Consider the following 19,847-nt stretch of genomic DNA (forward strand, 5'->3'; position numbering starts at 1 on the left):
CCAGTTTTTTGTCTAAAAAAATCTTGGCTGAAGTAGCGTAACACCATGTACAAAAGCTTTTGACCACTGAGGACTAACAAAACAGCGAAACTTCTGCTTAACTATTACAGTCATGCTTCATGTTTTATTTGCTGATGTTTGTAAAAATTTATGAAAGTATTTGTGAAGTGGTGTGGTGAATCTTTATTGCGGAATATTTTTGTGATTAGAAAGCAAGTATTTTTTGCCGTGATGCTGGTTTTGAGTGTGGTGGCTACAGTGATGTTATCGTTTCCCTTAAACGCTCAAATCACTCCTAACGCAGCATTAGGATCTGAGTTAAGAGGAGTATGGTTAACTAATATTGATAGCGATGTGCTGTTTGAGCGCGATCGCCTCAAAAAATCCTTGCAGCGTCTAGATGAACTCAACTTTAACACCGTATATCCGGCGGTGTGGAATTGGGGATATACACTTTACCCCAGCAAAGTTGCAGCCAAAGTAATTGGGAAAGCGATCGACCCCACCCCAGGATTACAAGGGCGAGATATGCTCAAAGAGATCGTCACGGAGGGACATAAAGAAGGGTTAACCGTAATTCCCTGGTTTGAATTTGGGTTCATGGCTCCAGCCGATTCTTTACTCGCCAAAAACCGTCCCCAATGGCTCACTAGTCTCAGCAATGGGAGTCGCATCGTGAAAGAAGGTACGCATGATCGCGTATGGTTAAATCCCTTTCGTCCAGATGTCCAACAATTTATCCAAGATTTAATCGTGGAGATTGTGAGGAATTATGACATCGATGGCATTCAATTCGATGACCATTTCGGCTTACCTTCAGAACTGGGCTATGATGCCTACACAGTAGCTTTATACAAAAAAGAACACCGTGGTCAAGCCCCCTCCAAAAACCCCCGTGATCCAGAATGGGTACGTTGGAGAGCCAGTAAAATTACTAACTTCATGCAAAGGGTATTTAAAGCAATTAAAGCCACTAAAAGAGATTGCTTGGTTTCCGTTGCGCCTAACCCTCAGCGTTTTTCCTACGAATACTTTTTAGCAGACTGGCAAAAATGGGAAAGGATGGGATTGATTGAAGAACTGGTATTGCAAATTTACCGCGACGATTTAAACGTCTTTGTGAAAGAATTGGAATATCCAGAAGTCAAAGCAGCCAAAGCACATATTCCTGTGAGTATTGGTATATTATCTGGGTTAAAAAATCGCTCCGTACCCATGCAGCAGATTCAAACTCAAGTGCAGAAAGTACGCGATCGCAACTTTGCAGGCGTTTCTTTCTTCTTCTACGAAACCCTCTGGAACCTAACCAAAGAAACATCCTCACAACGTCAGTCTGGCTTCCAGCAAATGTTCGCTCAACCAGCCAAATATCCCAATCTCATTACGGGTTGGAAGCCATAGGAAAAGTCATAAGCCACAGAAGCCTCAAGTCTTCTGTGGTGTACAGGTCTGCTAAAAATTGCGCTTTTTTAAGTTTTATCAAAAACTGTTAACCTTCCAGATAAAAAAATATCCAAGTAGGTTGGGTGCGTCAGTGCGAGAAAACTTAGCTGTACTAAGAAATTATTCATACTGACGCACCGCAATACGGTTCGGATAAGCAGGGGGTGCAGGGGAGGCAGGGGAGGGAAGAGAGTTATTATTAAGCAATTTCTCTTCCCCTGCTTCTATTCTCCCCCTGCACCCCCTGCTCGCCTCAACAGATAACTCTGTTAACCGAACCGTATTGTGACGCACCCTACTAACCGTCAATTTGGAATAATTTATGTTTTGGTGTTCCCTTAACTAACCACCAATACCCAGCCGCCCAGCTAAACCAGGAGTCAGGGGCAAAAGGGTAGTAATCATCAAGAACAGAACCAATAAACACAAAGCGGCCCTAGCATCATCGGGTTCGCTGATTTCATTCAAGTTGGGACGTTCCAAATCCCGTTGTAAGAATAGAATCACGATCGCCCAATACATCGCCAAAGCATTACCCAAAGCTACCAGCGCTAAAACAATTAAAGTAGCAAATGTTGCTCGCCCTGCTATTTTGCGTCCGTAAATTGCCTGAACAATGCGACCACCATCTAGAGAGCCGGCTGGCATTAAGTTTAAAGCAGTGATTACCAAACCTAGCCAACCAATGATTACCAAGGGGTGGACGTTGACTAAGGGTGACTGCAAACCTGAACCAAGGACAACCCGTGCTAGGCTACCCACCAAAATTGATCCTTGGAAAAACTGATTAGGTAGTTGAAATAAACTACCTTGGTGAGATAGCAACAAACCAACAATTAGCATTAACAGAGAAACAATCCCACCAGCTATCGGCCCAGCCACCGCAATATCGAATAATACTGAACGATTGGGTAATAGCGACTCGAAGCGGGTAATTGTGCCAAAAGAACCAATTTGTACAGCTGGCAAAAAGAAAGGCCAGCTGAGGCGGACTTGATGACGGCGGGCTAGTAACCAATGCCCGATTTCATGAGCCACTAAAACGGCAAAGATACCAACACCTATAGGTAAAGCTTCTTGCAACCTGGCTGGGGTGGAAAATAAATCAAAATTCAAGAGTAATCCCGCAGTTTCTAGGCTAGTGCCAATAGTTGCTATAGCCAGGATAGCTGCAAATACTTTCTGAGGTAGTGTTGTGGGACGTGGATCATTAGTGCTGGGTAGCACAATTACCACGGGTCTACCATCCGTGTTTTCTACCAGAAATAGACGATATTTCTCACCTAACTTTTCTTGCAAACTCTTACTGAGGCGAGTGTGAACCTCTTGGGATTCACCGCGCAGATTACCTTTGAAGATAGCACCGTCTTGGTAGGCGATCGTTTCTGTGGCAAAAAAGGTATCAATCCCGAAAATGCCTTTGATAACATTTAAGTCTTCTTCGGGGATTGGCATTATCTCCACCACTACCCCTACTGGTTGCGGGATATTTTCTGGCGGTGGTGAAGATTCAGCAGCCAGCCTTTCCGTTGCCCGTTGCTGGAGGATGGCATCTTGTCCAGCCGATCGCAACTGTCTACCTAAATAGATGTACAATCCAGCAGAACCCACAACCAAGAACAATATCCCGACTATGTTGATATAAATCCCGGCAGCAAACAAACCAAAAAACAACAGCCAGGGAGACATTAATACCACCGACTGCAACCAGGCTAGGATTCCTAGTTTACCAAAAGGTCTGGCGCGGTAAAAGCCCCAACCCAAAATAGCCAAAGCTACAAGTAAAATTATTCCCAGTATAGAAGTCTCTGAGGAAGCAAACATTTCCCAACCCTTCGCTGTGAAAGACTAAGCCCGAATTAGGCCGGTGTTATATATACATTACTAATCTATAACGAGGTTGTGACTTGCCCAAATTGCTAAGGGTGTAATTTCCCATCTTGTTGGGACTGGGGACTCTTATGGCTGTAAGGGTGTAGAGGAGAATAGTTTTGACTATGGAATTATCATAACTACAAATGATTGAATGGCATGATTGATACGAAAGCTTAAAAAGCTTGCATAGACGAGAGATGCCTGAACTAGACTAGAACGGCAGGGTAGTAACTAAAGGAATATTATGATGAGCGATCGCGACTACACACTAATCATCGACAAAAGTGGTAGTATGTCCACTCCTGATCAAGCTGGTGGTAGAAGCAGATGGGAGATAGCCCAAGAGTCAACGCTGGCTTTAGCCAGGAAGTGTGAACAATTTGACCCAGATGGTATTACTGTGTATCTTTTTTCTGGCAGATTTAAACGCTATGACGATGTAACTTCAGCTAAAGTCGCCCAGATATTTTTAGAAAATGACCCGGCTGGTACCACGAACTTAGCAGGTGTGTTACAAGATGCTTTGAATAATTACTTTCAACGCAAAGCTGCTGGTAAAAGTAAACCTAATGGTGAAACAATTTTAGTCATTACTGACGGTGAACCGGACGATCGCAAGGCGGTGTTTGAAACCATTATTCATGCTACTCGCCAGATGGAACGTGATGAAGAATTGGGCATTTCCATGATTCAAGTCGGTGCAGATGCTCAAGCTACTAAGTTTCTCAAAGCTTTAGACGATCAGTTACAAAGCGTTGGTGCTAAATTCGATATTTGCGATACCATCACCTTAGATGACTTAGAAGATATGAGTCTTGCAGATGTGTTGATGAATGCAATTACTGATTAGTCAATAGTCCATAGCAGTGATAACTGAATATTAATAATTAATCATTGGTTAACGGGTTTTTAGTGGAGAATTAGATCGTGTTAGAAAATCGTGATTACACTCTCATCATCGATAAAAGTGGTAGTATGGCTACCCCTGATCAAAAGGGTGGTAGAAATAGATGGATAACCGCACAAGAATCTACTTTGGCTTTAGCAAGTAAGTGCGAACAATTTGACCCAGATGGCATTACTGTATATGTCTTTTCTGGCAGATTTAAACGCTATGAAAATGTCACATCTGCCAAAGTTACACAAATTTTCCAAGAAAATGATCCATCTGGCACTACTGATTTAGCAGGCGTGTTAAAACACGCTACTGATGATTATTTTCAACGCAAAGGTGCTGGTCAAACTAAACCCAATGGTGAGACAATTCTAGTCGTCACCGATGGCGAACCAGATGATCGCAAAGCCGTAATGAGGGTAATCATTGAAGCCTCTCGTCGTATGGATAGAGATGAGGAGTTAGCGATTTCTTTCATTCAAGTCGGCTCAGATGCTCAAGCTACCCGCTTCCTTAAAGTCTTAGATGATGAATTGCAAAGTGCTGGTGCTAAATTTGATATTTGTGACACCATTACAATGGAAGACATGGAAGATTTGAGTCTTTCCGAAGTGCTACTTAATGCCATTACAGATTAGTTATGGATGCTCTAGACAAGCTGTTATCTCAAATCAAAGCTGAATACGAGAACGAACAAGCACCACAGCAACCACCAAAACCAAATGTATTCAAATCATTCAGCCCACCTGAACTCAAGTCATCATCCTTAATGGATAATCTGTTGTCAGAAGTTCAAGCTGACTTTGCTGCTCACGATGCAGCTCTGGAATTGAGAAAACAGCAAGAACTAGAACAAGAAAGACTTCGACAAGAGCAAATTAAAGTTAAACAACGAGAGGCTTTAAAACAGCAAGCACAAAATTGGTTAGAAAAATTAGATCCTTTTTCTCCAGAAGGGCTGTGGTTTGAAAGATTTGCTGAAAGTTACCCTTCTAAATTAGAAGCAGCAATTGAATATTTGCAAAGTAACTAAATAGATTCAACATTGCTATCAATGTAATTTCCGCTTTGGTTAGCGTTTGTTGGATAGAAATGTTTGATAGCCCATTCGTGCATAGCATAGAGGATTGGTTGTAAACTTGCTCCCAAAGGTGTTAGCGAATATTCTACCTTTGGGGGGATTTGTGCATAAACTTGTCGATGTACAATACCATCCTCTTCCATTTCTCGGAGTTGTTGAGTAAGCATCTTTTGTGTAATTCCGGGTAAGGCTCGCTGCAATTCACCAAACCGTTTTACACCTAACATTAATTCTCTGATAATTAAAACCTTCCAGCGTCCGCCAATTACCTTTAAAGTGGTTTCCACTTCACAAGTCAGCCTTTCATCTTTTTCTGCTTCAGCTTTCATAGTTACTTTTTAGTAAGTACCTTACTTTTAAGTGCGTACTTTTCTAATCAACTTTACATAGTTTAAAGTCAATTGAGCAAGTTTTATTGAACTTGACCATTAGCCGATTATCTGCATAGCAGTAAATAATTTATTATGGCAAATATCCTCCACATTGATTCTAGCCCTCGTGGCGATCGCTCTATTTCCCGTCAACTCTCTTACAAATTCATTACATCTTGGAAAGATACTCATCCAGGCGATACTGTAACTTACCGGGATTTAGGTCACAATCCTGTTCCTCATGTAAATGAACCGTGGATTGCTGCGGCTTTTTCCTCTCCAGATACACACACCCCCGAATTGAAAGAAGCACTTAAGCTGTCTGATACACTGATTGATGAATTTCTCGCCGCCGATCGCTTCGTTTTTGGCGTGCCGATGTATAACTTAAATATACCCTCGACTTTCAAAGCATATATTGATCAAATAGTTCGTGTCGGTAAAACCTTCACCGTTGATGCAAATGGCTATAAAGGCTTGGTTGATAGTAATAAGAAAGTATTAGTCATTACATCCCGTGGTGGTAGTTTTCCACCAGGAACCCCCTATGCAGCCTATGACTATCAAGAACCTTATCTCCGTGCTATCTTAGGGTTCATGGGACTAACAGACGTTACCTTCATCCATGCTGAGTCCTTGAATATGGGTGATGATGCTCGTGAAAAATCATTGGCAGATGCGAAGGATGCGATCGCTCAAACTGTAGCTAATTGGTAATTATTTTCCCAAAAATCATTCAATTGTCTTTTCTTTGTGTCTTGGTGTCTACCCTAAGACTAAGCATTCAGTCTATATGGTTAGATATTTTTACCACTAAGACACAAAGTATTTTTCAATAGCTAGATAATCAGTTTTTGAAGCAAGAGAAAAAAGTTGTGTTCAAAATCCTCCTAGACATCAACATTTATTTGTTCTATCTGTCTAGCAGCTTTATCCCACAGCTTGGCTGAAGTTTCATCTTGCCAATTGTTTCTCAAATATTCGGCTTTTTTATGACATATTCGCTCTAACATCTCTAGGGTTGCAGCTAATGTCAAGTTATCGATGAATTTTTCTAAAATATTCATATATTCTGTATTCATCACGAATATCTCCTGAAGGTTATAAACATCTTGTGAACAGACGAAACGAAAATTAACTCTCAAGCCCAAGTGCTTGCGAAAAGAGAATTTTTATAATTAAGCTAAAAATGAAATGCTATTTTTAATCATAGGTTATTTTCATCCATAAGCTTCAAAAAATATCACCTCTTGCTATCAAGATTCTTTTGGCATTAACAAGCAATCTGATCTATTTTAAATGCTCAGTTCAAGTAGTTATTGCTGACAGATGAAAAATAAAAAAATACCACTTTATTCCATAAAACTATGTTAATATATAAGTAATATTGAACGCAGTAAACTTCCAACATAGATGAAAAAAGTGGCAACACCCTTGACTGAAAGCTGAGGTAAGAGTAAAGCCAAACCAGGATCTAGGAAGATGCAACTATGGGAGGTTTGAGTGAGGAGACTGCGAGATGTATGAACTCAAGTTGGTTGTGGAGGAACCCTTGTATAGAATAAACAGTGATAGCTGAAGGGTCTGGTTGCATTCAACTAGACCCTTCAGTTTATTTGTAGGTAGGTATTTAAGACTCATCCTTTCAAAAAAGCAAGAAATGCAGCCGGTCAGACCACTACAAGTCCTGAAAATATTTCTTTTGAAATTTACTATATATTCTCTTAATAAAAAGTTTAGCTAAACGCCCCCTTGTTAAATGGGGAATATCACTTGGTTGATATTTTTTGTAGTCAAAAAATTCGTTTAACTCCTCTAAAATTACTTGTAGACGCTTAATAATATTTTCAACGCGATATTCAGCAAAGAAATCTTCTGATAGAGTCGGCAACATGGAAGAATCTATCACTTTTAGAATACGCTGTACATCGTATTCTTGAGAATAACCAGCAATTTTATAACAATTGAAACCAGGATCTAAATAATCTGACAGTCCACCATTAACACTAGAAAAAACCTGACAGCCACAAGCAAGAGCTTCCATTGGTTGCAACCCAAACCCTTCGCTTACATTCTGTTGCGCCCAATATTCAGCAGAATCATAAAGGTAAACTTTAGCCCGATTAAATAATCCAGGTAAATCCTCAACATAAGCAGTCACCACCTGGACTTTACATCTTTTCTGTAAATCGGGAATTAGTTGTTTTAATAGATATTCAGAAGATTTTCGCGCCTGCATTAAAATATCAATATCTCGTTCTAAATGTAAATTTTTAAACTCCCCACTAATTTCATTAGGTAAATAATAAATAAGAGAATTAGGTGATTTCTCCCCCCAATATCCCAGGGTGTTACGACTGACAGTAATTATGGGAATACTTGCAGGTAGATTGAACTTATAACCCGCACTATGGGCATGATAAACCACATTGTATTGTTTGAGTTTAGCCGCTAATTTAGCTATGTCAAAACCCCAACTAATTACAAAAATTACATCATCTAAGTTTCGTTCTTTCAATAAGTCATCAAGAAATAACTTACCTATTTCTCTCTGACGGTAAGTAACCACATTAGCTTGACAAACCTGTTGAGCCAATTTAAATGTTTTTAACTCTGCCCAAAGACCACCACAAGCAAATTTGCTATCAGTTCCTGGGACTAAAAAGTAAAGTTTTCGCATCATAAAATGGGGACTCAGAAGTAGAGGAACAAAGAAAAATAACTAAGGACTAGTGACTAATGAATTTCTCGCCAGTTCACCTTAACAAAATGCCCTTGACGACCCCAAACATCGCGGGAAATCGTAATATTTTCTACTGCTAAGTTAAAGGGAATGGCAGTGGTAATGTATCGCTGTGCTATTAAACCTAAATCGGGTGCAAGTTCAGATGCAGTGGTAGCGGCTAATCCTAAGCCAATCAATTGTTCAACAGGACGGAATGGTAACATCAAATGTACACCCACAGCTAACCCAGCCGTCAGTAACATAGCCACTGATACATTAGTGCCGCAACGGGGATGTAGAGCTAAATCCCATTCACCACTTGTTAGCCGTTGAAGCGCAACGGAGACTGCACGCCGCAGATGGCTAATATTTACTTCACCGTAAAGGTAGAAACCTTGGTCTGTGGATAAGCCACCTAGTAATTCGTTATCAATTTGAACAGCACTTGGTCTAGTTATAGGTGTTTGAGCGTTTCTAGTTTCACTCAAAACCCAAACTGTGGCGTGTTCGAGGGCGTGAACTTGCCGCAACATCAAAATTTCTTTCAACCCTGGTACAAAAGATAGCTGTTTGAGTAAATCAGCGTCCTGAGTTGGTTGAGGTGTTGTCAAGTCGAAATTGAGAAAATCAAAGGCAGACGAGCTACCTTGAACAGAGTTAGATGCATCCATAAGAACACCGCTCCTTAAGCTGATGGAGCAAAATAGATTTCTTACAAATGTAACGCTTGAGTCCAGGGATTGTTGCTAATTTTTGTGGATGATTTTCCCAAGGTCTATTGACATAGGTTGAAGTTACCCGTTGTGTTGAGAAGGGATGTAAGGGTGTGAAGGGATAAGGATTTTAAACACTTACACCGCATACCCCCACCCCCTCTGTTTAGCAACCTACGGTGTACACATAAGTCTGAAAATCTTACCCACATTGGTTTTAGTCTGGTAGGGTGTGTTGTCGCATAGCGCAACGCACCATCCGAAATCTTCGGTGCGTTAGGACTAACGTCCATAACACACCCTACAAAAAATGATTGGCAGTGATTTAATCATTTGTGTATACATCGTAGGTTTAGCAACGGGGAAAAATAGCCGCACACGGTAACTAACAGCCGATTTATTCTGCTTGATGTTGACGTTTATCAGACTTGCGCTAGAGGTTCACAAAAAAGATGCGTGAGGAGAAAACAATTAGTAAACCGTCAAAATGATCTGTATTACCAGACAAAATGAAATCGCTGTGCTAGATGCACTCAATGGCGTTTGCCACACGCCATTGATTGTTTAATCGTTCTGGTTCGGTAGAGTACAGCAGTTAACGTCATTCAAGCAGACTTTACCCCACTGTAAAGCCCAGCGAACAAGTGCTACTCGGTTTTCCGTTCGCGTCTTGTCGAGAATATTACTAATGTGGTTATCAACTGTGCGTTTGCTAATTTCCAGTTTTCCTGCAATATCTTGGTTAGTTAAGCCAGCGGCCACTAAGTCGATAATTTGCAGTTCTCTGTCTGACAGAGTAACAGGGGTCTGGGACTCGCCACTAGCCATGAGTTATTCTTTCCTCCCTTGGTATATGTACTTATCGCCTTTCTTAATTCTAGAAGATTCTTTTAACTGTAGGGATTTCAAGTGTTAGCTGTAATACAATTGACAATATTTTTTTTCTTTTTTGAAGGAATGATAATTTCATTATGCTTTTGTAACTGATATTAAAAAATACAATTTTATTCAAAAAAATACTTAACTATAGAGATATACAATGTGCGTGGTGTATGGAAAATTACATCCGTCACGAGTAACCGTTGAGGCTAGGGTGTACTGTAGAACGCCATAACACAAATTGCTATTACAGCACTTTTCATTTGGATGAGGTACATTATCCTATTCTGTAGCCCCTAATGGAGGACTGTGGAAGCGAGGATTAGTAATGGGTAATATTTTGTTTTCAATTACTAAATGCAAAGATGAAAACAGTTTATTACTAATTAAGAAAAAATGATTTAATAAATTAATTTTTATTTTTGGATAAAATATAAACAATAAGTCTTAACTTCAATAATTATGAGCGTTGTTGCAGCTAAAAGATATTCCGGTAAATTAGAGTTTGCTGCTGATAGTATTCGCGTCAATGGTTACTTAACTGAAAACTCTCGTGTCACTGGGGATGAACAAGGTAAATTGTTTGAAGTTAATGACATGATTATTGGCAGTGTAGGATATGTCATGGAGTTAAGCTTCATGCAGATATTTGCGAGAAATCATAAGCCTTCTGCTGCGACAGTAGAATCAGTGTTAGACTTCATTGTAGAGTTTTACGCTTGGGCTAAGAAGAAAGATGATACCTTTGGGCGTAAAAATAGTTATTTAATTGGTATTGAAGGAGAAATCTTTCGTGTCAGTAGTAGCTATTTAGTTGAAAAAATTAATGAATTTAGTGCTATTGGTGCAGGACAGCACTTTGCTTTGACGGCAATGTATTTAGATAAAAGCCCTAAAGAAGCCGTAGAAATTGCTAATGAATTGTGTGTTTACTGCTCTGGCCCAGTAAATGTAATTACAAAAACTTTAAACTCAGTTCATACTTAGCAAAAAAATTTTATATATGTGAGCATCCTCGAATGCTTTGATGATAAGTATGTCAACTTGATAATTTCCTCTAAAAGCTGAAAGCGATCGCTCTAAATATAATCTAGGCGATCGCTTTTTATCTAGACCTTGGTAAATCAGGCTATTGATTATGAAACTTGATAAAATATAGATGCTTAGATACAGACATTTTTACTTTTAAAAACAAAGAAAATTTTAATTTACAGATGAATACTGATTTGACATCTACCAACACAGATAACTTTATTAATACCTTATCCCAAGCGGCGGGGGCGTATCGGAAACAAAGCAACAACCGTACTCAGCCAGAGGTCATAGTTAATGCTTTGTTACAAGCAGAAAAAACTGCCAAACAGCAACGGCTAAATTATGATTTTGATTCTTTAATCGGACAATGGCGATTGTGTTTTGCGACGGGGACGAAAAAGGCTCAAGAGCGAGGCGGGATTACTTTAGGTAAAGGTTGGTATGTACCCCAATTTACGAAAATTTATATATCCTTTCGCTCTTCTCCAATAGAAGATTTAAGCAGAGGCGAAGTTACTAACCAAGTAAAATTGGGGTCATTTTTATTACAACTTACAGGCCCAGCCAAATATTTAGGCAAGAAAAATATCTTGGCTTTTGACTTTACCCAGATGTCCCTCAGTTTATTTGGTCGTACTCTTTACCAACAAAAGATTCGCTCTGGCAAAGTTCAATCTGAGGATTTTTACAACCAACCCATAGGGAAACAAGCATTTTTTGCGTTCTTTTTGGTGACAGAAGATTTGATTGCGGCTCGTGGACGTGGGGGAGGTTTGGCTATTTGGATTCGGGAATAATTCTTGATTTTATTTTATGAGTGGTAGAAGCGATCGCTCAATTTCTTGGCTGACTAGCTGATTACCTTGTAAGTTCAGATGAATATGATCATGGTATAAGGCTTTAAAGTCATCAGTAGCATTAAATATTGGTAAAAAATCTATATAAGTAATTTGTTGGGACTGAGTAAATTCCTTGAGGCGTTGACGTTCCTTAATTTCGTAATCACGGGGCCCTGGTTCACCTAGTTCTCGTAATAGGGGAGTCATCACCAGGAGAAATTGGCTATTTTTTTGACGAGTTAATTCCTGAATTTTACCAATGGTTTCTAAATTAATCCCGACGCGATCGCCTCCTTCTTTCTGGACTGCGGTTAATTCAGGATTTGGCTGTGGTTTTTTGATGTAACGCTGCCATACTTCTATTAATGCTAAGGGTGGTTTTTTGTCTGGATAGTTGCGATCGCTTCCTACGGGTAACGATGTGGGTGCTGTCGCAAATAAATCATCAGTATTGAGTACCAATACAACTACTTGGGCATGAAAATTACCAAATCGTTGTAAGTAAGCCAATTCATTTCTCGGCCCCCAAGAATTAGCTGAAGCATTCAGTACCTCTACTTGTTGATAATTGTCATGAGTTGATGAACTTAGGGAAGTCATCATCAAGCTAGAGATTGTATTCTTTTGATCTGTCCACCAACCACCATTAATAATTGAATCTCCCAAAAGTAGGATTCTTAGGGTGGCTGGTGCAGGTGTCTTGGCGATCGCCCCACTCCGCATAGAATATTCATTGATTTCAATGCGATTACCAAAGCGGCGGGTGCGCTGGTTAGGAGCCAACAAGTAACCAATTTGCGGATCGCCAATGTAAATCAGAGGATTACCAAAACCAAAGAGCGATCGCAACCCGATCTCCACCGCTAGTAATCCTATCGTTATCAGCAAAATAATCATCGATACTAATTTCATTTGTAACCAACCTTTTCTTAATCACGGAAAACAACTAAATTTAAAGTAAATGATTATACGTATTTTTTCAAAATAAGAGATAACCTCTCACTTAATTTAAGGTTTCTTCCTAAATTCAGTAGAATTAAAGCTTTGTTCTCTTCCCCATACCCGATTACCTATACCCGATTTTCTATTATCCACGCTTGATTCTTTCGTATAAAACTGAACATTCTGTCTACAGAAGTAAGTAAAATCGGTGATGAAAATGTTGCAAAGCTTAAACAAAATATTATTAGTAATATCGTCTTATATGCGGATAGAAGGACTAAAATCAAAACGGGTAAATTAACCCAGTCAAAAAGGAGGATTACAAAGCTATGTCCGACTTAAATCGCGGAATTATGAAATTTGAAGGGGCAGATTCCCCTAAACTTGTTACCATCTCTACAGTGTTACTGTTGGGATCAATTGCTGGTCTGATTATTTGGGCGTTACAAGCAGCCTATGCGCTCAACTGAGTGTGTACGTAGCAGCTTTGAGGGACACCGACAACACAGTTAGGATTTACGCATGAAAACAAAGAATCAGGGTATGGGGGTATAGGGGTAAGAATGAAGAGAAATTACACCCTCACACTCTTACACCCTCACAAAGTCTCGTTGCGTAAGTCCTAATAAATTTTCATCCTAGCCGTGTGTCCATCAAGCAACTAACAACAGATCCCTAATAACCATCAAAAATTGTAGGAAAACTTTAGATATTGAAGATTTGAGGTTTTAAGTGCAAGATTAATCTCAAATCAAAAATTCAGAATGAGAGAACTTTGGGGTGCCTTAGTTATATTAATTGTCTGTCCCCTCTTGGGCGCGTTACCTGTAATTGCTTGGATTACTTACGCGCTCAAAAGGAGACGTTTAGCTCAAATCGGTACGAAAAATGTCAGTGTCTCCGCAGCTTTTTACCACGGTGGCACATTAGCAGGTGTTTTAGCGGTTGTATCAGAAGCCCTAAAAGGAATCGCGGCAATTTCTATTGCTCGTGCTTTTTTTCCTGAGGGGTCGTTTTGGGAACTGCTGTCCCTCATCGCTTTGGTACTAGGTAGGTACTTAATTGGCAGAGGGGCGGGGACAACCAACGTCGTTTGGGGATTATTAGTACATGATCCCCTGATAGCAATATTTGTTGGTCTGGTAGCAATCATCAGCTTTACGCTTTTGCAGTCGAGAAATCTGGTAAAGTATGGGGTTTTATTTGTGTTTCCTTTATTTGTAGTGCTGCTCCATGCCGAAGATTTTCCTAAAATTATTACGGCTTTTGCCCTAGCAGGATTATTGTGGTGGATTTATAAAAGAATACCTGATGACCTGAATTTATCCTCCCAAGAGGTAGATACAGAGTCGCAAGCAGCATTTGAATATTTACGTGGCAATGACACAATTCTCACACTAGATGATGAACTAGACCAGGCGATCGCTGGGCAGAAAGCAGCTACTTTATCTCAAATTAAGCGTTGGGGTTATCAAGTACCCAAGGGTTGGTTACTCGTTCCTGGCAATGATCCAGAAAAATTATTAGAATTTCTCCAGCCATCCGAATTATCACCCTTAGTAGTACGTTCTTCCGCCATTGGGGAAGACTCAGAACAGGCTTCGGCGGCTGGGCAATATTTAACAGTTCTGCAAGTTACCAGTGATCAGCAACTGCAACAAGCGATCGCACAAGTTAGAGAATCATATAATAATCCATCTGCTGTGCAGTATCGCCGCGATCGCGGTTTACCCGACACAGCAATGTCAGTCCTGATTCAACAACAAGTCCAAAGCGCATATTCTGGAGTCGTTTTCAGTCGTGATCCCATCACCCAACAAGGCGATGCAGTGATTATCGAAGCCTTACCCGGTAGCCCCACTCAAGTCGTCTCTGGGAAAGTGACACCAGAACAATATCGGGCTTTTGTCGTTGAAGCAGATAACTTGTCCTCGGTGAAATTAGAAGGTACAGGACGGGTACCACAGGCATTAATTAAACAAGTGGCATACTTAGCTCGTCGTTTAGAAAAGCGTTACCTGGGAGTACCTCAAGATATTGAGTGGAGTTACGACGGCCAAACCCTGTGGTTATTGCAAGCAAGACCAATTACTACCCTATTACCCATCTGGACAAGGAAAATCGCGGCGGAAGTGATTCCTGGTGTCGTCCATCCCTTAACTTGGTCGATTAATCGTCCCTTAACTTGTGGCGTTTGGGGTGATATTTTTACGATAGTATTAGGCGATCGCTCTACAGGTTTAGATTTTACAGAAACAGCAACTCTGCATTACTCTAGAGCTTATTTTAATGCCTCTCTCTTAGGGGATATTTTTCTAAGGATGGGATTACCGCCAGAGAGTCTAGAATTCTTGACTAGAGGCGCGAAAATGAGTAAGCCGCCGTTGCAGTCAACTTTACAAAATCTGCCAGGACTACTGAAATTACTTAAACAAGAACTCAATTTAGAGAAAGACTTTAAACAAGATTACCAAAAAGTATTTATTCCGGGGTTGTCCCAATTAGCCAATGCGTCCCTAGAGGAGCAAGAAACAGCCGAACTCTTGACTGGAATTGATTTCAACCTGGAATTGATGCGCCGTGGCACTTACTACAGCATTTTAGCTCCCCTAAGTGCTGCCATTAGACAAGGAATTTTTCGGGTAAAAGATGAGCAAATTGATAACAGCGTCACCCCAGAAGTAGCCGCTTTACGCTCATTGAGAGCTTTAGCTGTAGATGCCAAACAGGTATTACCAGAATGTGAACCTGAGCAAGTATTTGATAAGTTAGCACAAATTCCCGAAGGAGAAAAAATTCTTTATGAATTTAACGAATTGCTGGAAGATTACGGCTATTTGAGTGATGTGGGTACAAATATTGCCGTTCCCACCTGGAAGGAAGATCCCCAACCAATCAAGCAGTTATTTGTCCAACTAATTCAACTGAGTGAACCAGAAAAAGCCGAATTAGAAGCAAAACAGATTGCTTCACCCAAACGTAGACGGGGAACTGTGCAGCGACGGGTAGATATTAAAGGACGAGTCACCGAACTTTATTCACGTTTACTCGCAGAACTACGTTGGAGATTCGTGGCTTTAGAGCAGATTTTGTTAAAGTCAGGTCTACTTCATGAGGTAGGTGATATATTCTTTTTGGAATTGGATGAAGTACAGCGTTTAGTAACAGATGCCGATGACGAGTTAAAGACTAGCTTAACTGAACTGATCAAATTTAGGCGATCGCAATTCCAGCAAGATAGTCAAATTGAACAAGTCCCCTTGGTAGTCTACGGTAATATACCCCCTCACCCTGCCGATACTATAGAGATTTACTCTGATCAAATATTACAAGGTATTGCCGCCAGCCACGGTCAAGCCGAAGGCAGAATCAAGGTAATACGTAACTTACAGAACTTGCCAGACATCGACAAAGATACAATTCTCGTAGTACCTTATACCGATTCCGGCTGGGCCCCGCTTTTAGTTAGGGCTGGTGGAATAGTAGCTGAAGCCGGGGGTAGACTTTCACACGGGGCGATCGTTGCAAGAGAATACGGTATTCCTGCGGTTATGGATGTTAAAGGCGCGACATGGATTTTGCAAGATGGTCAACGGGTAAGAATTGATGGATCTAGGGGTATTGTGGAACTATCCAACGACTTACGACCAAATTGACTAAACGCTCTACTCAGAATTTGATTAAACCGTCGTGAGTAGAGCGTGAACTGCGATCGCCATATCTTGCAGAAGTCTCTAAAATATAATTATCTTCAGCACGACTTGAATAGTTCTACAAAAGCACTGACTAAGGAAGAAAAGTTTTGTTGCTAATGTCTTGCTCTATTTATTTAGAGGTTTTTGCTCTGCTACTTGTTGGACTTGTGCAACATCTAAGTCTAACGCCTGTGCTATCTGTTCTACAGTTAAACCCAATGCTAACAGTTTAGGTATAGCTTCTAATTTGGCTTTTTGTTTACCTTCTAGTTCACCTTCTAGTTTGCCTTCTAGTTTGCCTTCTAATTTGCCTTCTAGTTTGCCTTCTTCTCTAGCTTCTTGATAAACCCGCGTTTTTTTCAATTCACTTAATCCAAACATTGCTTCTATCTCCTGACGGCTCATTTGCGGAAATTTGTAAACTAAGATTGTCTCTATTAATTCTAGTAATTGTTTTTGTGGTAGTTGCAAATTTTGTGATTGTTGGGTGCGGTTGATTAATTCCCTAGCCATGTTAATGGCTGTATCTTCCGCTTCAACTACTAATTTTATCGTAGCAATACCTATGGGTAGTGATGCAGCTTCGCCTAGTTCATCTAGGTAAATTATCCTAATATGTTGACTTTCAAAAAATTCTAAGAAATCTTCTTTCTCTGCTGTATCTATATATCTACTAGGATAAATCACCACTCCCCGCCAAGGATTTTTGCTTTTGTTTTGGCGTAAGTATAAAGAAATTTCTGAAACTAGGCGTAAGTAGATGTCTGCATCTGCTTGAAATTGCACTTCCACAAAATAAATCGGGCTTTTTTGCTGTTGGCTAGGGAGAAATACACCATCAATTCTGAAAGCTGTTTGTTTGATTTCTACTGAAGCAAATTGATAGATGTTAACAGTTTCGGGAGGGTTGCCAATTAGTTCAAAGAAAATGCTGGGGAATTGTTGAAACAGGCGATAAAATATGCTGTCAGTTTTCACGCAGAGCTTTTAGCTGATTTTTAGCTACGGTGATTTTATCATGATTGATATTACCTTTGCTTGCTTGGTGCGTGACGGCAATTTGAATATATGGGTGATGTTTTAAATCTTATCGCTGCCGTCACACACCCTACGTTACTACTCAATATTCAAAACAGCTAACTCAGCACTCACTACTCTAGCCTCCAAATTTTCATGGTGTTGTCAAAACTACCACTGACAAGGTTTTTGCCATCTGGGCTAAAGGCTACGGAATTAACCAAGTGGGAATGCCCTTTGAGGGTACGGATTTGCTCTCCTGTTGCCATATTCCACAATTTGATGGTGTCGTCGCCACTACCACTAGCAAGGGTTTTACCATCTGGGCTGATGGCTACGGACAAAACCAGGTTGGAATGCCCTTTGAGGGTGTGGATTTTCTCTCCTGTCTCCAGATTCCACAGTGTGATGGTGTTGCTGTCAAAATGACCACTGACAAGAGTTTTGCCATCTGGGCTGATGACGAGAGAATAAGCCCAGGAATCCCCTGTAAGAGAGCGGAGTTCTTGTCCGGTTGTCAGATTCCACAGTTTGATGGTCGTGTTACGACTACCACTGGCAAGGGTTTTGCCATCTGGGCTGATGGCTACGGAAAGAACCCGTTCGGAATGCCCAGTAAGGGTGCGGATTTGTTGTCCAGTTGCCAGATTCCACAATTTGATGGTTGTGTCACTACTACCACTGGCAAGAGTTTTGCCATCTGGGCTGATGGCGAGGGAATTAACCTCACTGGAATGCCCAGTGAGGGTGCGGATTTGTTGTCCGGTTGCCAGATTCCACAATTTGATGGTCTTGTCACCACTACCACTAGCAAGAGTTTTGCCATCTGGGCTGATGGCGACCGGACCAACCCCGCCGGAATGCCCTGCGAGGTTGCGGATTTGCTCTCCAGTGGTGAGATTCCACAGTTTGATAGTCTTGTCTTTACTACCACTGGCAAAGGTTTTGCCATCTGGGCTGATGGCTACGGAAAAAACCACGTCGGAATGCCCTTGCAGAGTTTTGACTGGGGCAATATCTGAGATACTTACAGGGGTGAAACTAGGTTGAGGAGAATTACTTAATTTTGGTGTTGCTTCAAGAGTTTGAGTCGGTAATGGCGAATCTTTATATCCAGAAAGACTAGATTGCCAAAACCAAAATCCTGTTAATCCACCACACAAAATGATAAAACCCCACAACGCTTGCTTATTCAGATGCTTTGGTGGTGGAGTGGGTGCGGGAATTGGTTGTGATGATGAAATTCTTGTTGAAGGTGGCGGTGATGAGGGTTTTACAATTGCTGGCTGGGTTGGCGGTACTGGTGAAGGTGGCGGTGATACTGGTTTTACAATTACAGGCTGAGTTGGGGGTACTGGTAGTGATGGCGATGAATTTAAAGCTTGTAAAACTTCCGTCGCTGAATGATAACGCTGCTGGTGTTCTTCGTGGAGTAACTTATCCAGTATTCGCCCTAATTCTTGACTGACTGGTTGCGGTAAATGCTGTCTCCAATTCGCAACCCAACCATAACCTTGACGTTTCCACAACTCCCAAGGGTGAATCCCACTCAACAGGTGAAAGCAAGTTGCACCGACACTATATAAATCACTGACTGGGTAAGCTTCACCTCCCTGCATTTGTTCCAATGGTGCATAACCAAACGAACCGATCGCAGTTCCTGGGTTAGTCATCACTGTGGCTGTCAGCTGTTTGGATGCACCAAAGTCAATCAGTACCAATTTCCCATCACTGTGACGGATGATATTCTCTGGTTTGATATCGCGGTGAATAACTTGCTGTTGATGAACAGTTTGGAGAATATCTAATAAATCCAGTAATAATTCCCTGACTTTCTGCTCATTGAAAATTCCCTGCTGTTGTAATTCTTTGAATAAATTCTGCCCTGCCATAAACTCTTGTACTAAATACAGGCGATTATCTTCATTAAAATATGCCAACAGTGTGGGAATTTGGGGATGTTTGCCTAACTGTTGCAGTCGCTTGGCTTCTTGTTCAAATAATTCTGTAGCTTTATTGAGTGATGCTGTTCCCTGTACTTGCGGTGCGAATTGCTTGATGACACAATGCTCATTGAGTTTGTCTACATCTTCTGCCAAATAAGTCTTACCAAATCCTCCACCACCTAATGTTTTCATCGGGCGATAGCGGTTTCTCAAAACGATTAAGGGAACACCGCAGCTAGAGCAGAACTTTACACCATCGGGATGGGGTGGGTTGTGGCAAGCTGGATTTAGGCAGCAGGTCATAACTATGCTTATATGGGCAAGTGTATTTATTATCGCTTAAATACAACTTATTCTGGGTATAAGCCGCAAAATCAAGACATATAATTGG

The 19,847-nt window shown here is 40.8% G+C and carries 18 protein-coding genes; 9 read left to right on the forward strand and 9 right to left on the reverse strand.

Annotation, left to right across the window (positions count from 1 at the left end; translation table 11 throughout):
• The first annotated feature begins 150 nt into the window (after window positions 1-150).
• Complete coding sequence (locus H6G18_RS04620; RefSeq protein ID WP_190405912.1) at window positions 151-1,401, forward strand: glycoside hydrolase family 10 protein; 1,251 nt, start codon at window positions 151-153, stop codon at window positions 1,399-1,401.
• A gap of 384 nt (window positions 1,402-1,785) precedes the next feature.
• On the opposite strand, the gene H6G18_RS04625 is transcribed toward H6G18_RS04620, so the two are convergent.
• A complete protein-coding gene (locus H6G18_RS04625) occupies window positions 1,786-3,267 on the reverse strand; it encodes a site-2 protease family protein (RefSeq protein WP_190405913.1) in 1,482 nt (493 codons plus the stop codon).
• 295 nt (window positions 3,268-3,562) lie between these two features.
• On the opposite strand from H6G18_RS04625, the gene H6G18_RS04630 reads away from it, so the two are divergent.
• The 3 genes from H6G18_RS04630 (at window position 3,563) to H6G18_RS04640 (ending at window position 5,246) form a co-directional block, all read left to right on the forward strand.
• On the forward strand, window positions 3,563-4,168 hold the full coding sequence (locus H6G18_RS04630) for a vWA domain-containing protein (protein ID WP_190405914.1): 606 nt from the start codon (window positions 3,563-3,565) through the stop codon (window positions 4,166-4,168).
• Between the two features lie 77 nt (window positions 4,169-4,245).
• Window positions 4,246-4,851: a vWA domain-containing protein gene (locus tag H6G18_RS04635; protein WP_190405915.1), complete on the forward strand. Its 606-nt coding sequence runs from the start codon at window positions 4,246-4,248 to the stop codon at window positions 4,849-4,851.
• A 2-nt stretch (window positions 4,852-4,853) separates the two neighbouring features.
• On the forward strand, window positions 4,854-5,246 hold the full coding sequence (locus tag H6G18_RS04640; RefSeq protein WP_190405916.1) for a salt stress protein, Slr1339 family: 393 nt from the start codon (window positions 4,854-4,856) through the stop codon (window positions 5,244-5,246).
• Here the strand turns inward: H6G18_RS04640 and H6G18_RS04645 are convergent.
• Window positions 5,243-5,623: a winged helix-turn-helix transcriptional regulator gene (locus tag H6G18_RS04645; protein ID WP_190405917.1), complete on the reverse strand. Its 381-nt coding sequence runs from the start codon at window positions 5,621-5,623 to the stop codon at window positions 5,243-5,245. The two genes, H6G18_RS04640 and H6G18_RS04645, sit on opposite strands and share 4 nt — an antisense overlap.
• 135 nt (window positions 5,624-5,758) lie before the next feature.
• On the opposite strand from H6G18_RS04645, the gene H6G18_RS04650 reads away from it, so the two are divergent.
• Complete coding sequence (locus H6G18_RS04650) at window positions 5,759-6,382, forward strand: FMN-dependent NADH-azoreductase (RefSeq protein ID WP_190405918.1); 624 nt, start codon at window positions 5,759-5,761, stop codon at window positions 6,380-6,382.
• A 173-nt stretch (window positions 6,383-6,555) separates the two neighbouring features.
• Here the strand turns inward: H6G18_RS04650 and H6G18_RS04655 are convergent, their stop codons facing one another.
• The 4 genes from H6G18_RS04655 to pedR form a co-directional block, all read right to left on the reverse strand.
• Window positions 6,556-6,747, reverse strand: a complete 192-nt coding sequence (locus H6G18_RS04655; RefSeq protein ID WP_190405991.1) for a hypothetical protein — start codon at window positions 6,745-6,747, stop codon at window positions 6,556-6,558.
• A 596-nt stretch (window positions 6,748-7,343) separates the two neighbouring features.
• Window positions 7,344-8,345 carry a glycosyltransferase gene (locus H6G18_RS04660; protein ID WP_190405992.1) on the reverse strand — a complete coding sequence of 334 codons (1,002 nt, stop codon included), beginning with the start codon at window positions 8,343-8,345 and terminating at the stop codon, window positions 7,344-7,346.
• 56 nt (window positions 8,346-8,401) lie between these two features.
• Window positions 8,402-9,061, reverse strand: a complete 660-nt coding sequence (locus tag H6G18_RS04665) for a DUF6391 domain-containing protein (protein WP_190405919.1) — start codon at window positions 9,059-9,061, stop codon at window positions 8,402-8,404.
• 606 nt (window positions 9,062-9,667) lie between these two features.
• Window positions 9,668-9,931 (reverse strand): photosynthetic electron transport-dependent transcriptional regulator PedR, encoded by a 264-nt coding sequence (gene pedR / locus H6G18_RS04670; protein WP_190405920.1) that lies wholly within the window; start codon window positions 9,929-9,931, stop codon window positions 9,668-9,670.
• A gap of 513 nt (window positions 9,932-10,444) precedes the next feature.
• On the opposite strand from pedR, the gene H6G18_RS04675 reads away from it, so the two are divergent.
• Together H6G18_RS04675 and H6G18_RS04680 are read left to right on the forward strand one after the other, a co-directional pair.
• Window positions 10,445-10,969 carry a hypothetical protein gene (locus H6G18_RS04675; RefSeq protein ID WP_190405921.1) on the forward strand — a complete coding sequence of 175 codons (525 nt, stop codon included), beginning with the start codon at window positions 10,445-10,447 and terminating at the stop codon, window positions 10,967-10,969.
• Window positions 10,970-11,196: 227 nt separating this feature from the next.
• Window positions 11,197-11,814, forward strand: coding sequence for a hypothetical protein (locus H6G18_RS04680; protein ID WP_190405922.1), 618 nt, complete (start codon window positions 11,197-11,199; stop codon window positions 11,812-11,814).
• Between the two features lie 9 nt (window positions 11,815-11,823).
• On the opposite strand, the gene H6G18_RS04685 is transcribed toward H6G18_RS04680, so the two are convergent.
• Complete coding sequence (locus tag H6G18_RS04685; protein WP_190405923.1) at window positions 11,824-12,768, reverse strand: SGNH/GDSL hydrolase family protein; 945 nt, start codon at window positions 12,766-12,768, stop codon at window positions 11,824-11,826.
• Window positions 12,769-13,127: 359 nt separating this feature from the next.
• Between H6G18_RS04685 and H6G18_RS04690 the strand changes: the two genes are divergently transcribed.
• Both H6G18_RS04690 and H6G18_RS04695 read left to right on the forward strand, forming a co-directional pair.
• Window positions 13,128-13,268, forward strand: coding sequence for a hypothetical protein (locus H6G18_RS04690; RefSeq protein WP_015114367.1), 141 nt, complete (start codon window positions 13,128-13,130; stop codon window positions 13,266-13,268).
• Between the two features lie 294 nt (window positions 13,269-13,562).
• Complete coding sequence (locus tag H6G18_RS04695) at window positions 13,563-16,454, forward strand: glycerol-3-phosphate acyltransferase (RefSeq protein ID WP_190405924.1); 2,892 nt, start codon at window positions 13,563-13,565, stop codon at window positions 16,452-16,454.
• A 165-nt stretch (window positions 16,455-16,619) separates the two neighbouring features.
• Here H6G18_RS04695 and H6G18_RS04700 read toward each other — a convergent pair whose 3' ends face one another.
• Window positions 16,620-17,471, reverse strand: coding sequence for an Rpn family recombination-promoting nuclease/putative transposase (locus tag H6G18_RS04700; RefSeq protein ID WP_190405925.1), 852 nt, complete (start codon window positions 17,469-17,471; stop codon window positions 16,620-16,622).
• 173 nt (window positions 17,472-17,644) lie between these two features.
• Complete coding sequence (locus H6G18_RS04705; protein WP_190405926.1) at window positions 17,645-19,759, reverse strand: serine/threonine-protein kinase; 2,115 nt, start codon at window positions 19,757-19,759, stop codon at window positions 17,645-17,647.
• Window positions 19,760-19,847 lie beyond the last annotated feature (88 nt).

The organism is Anabaena subtropica FACHB-260, assembly GCF_014697105.1.
GTDB classification, from domain to species: Bacteria; Cyanobacteriota; Cyanobacteriia; order Cyanobacteriales; family Nostocaceae; genus Trichormus; species Trichormus subtropicus.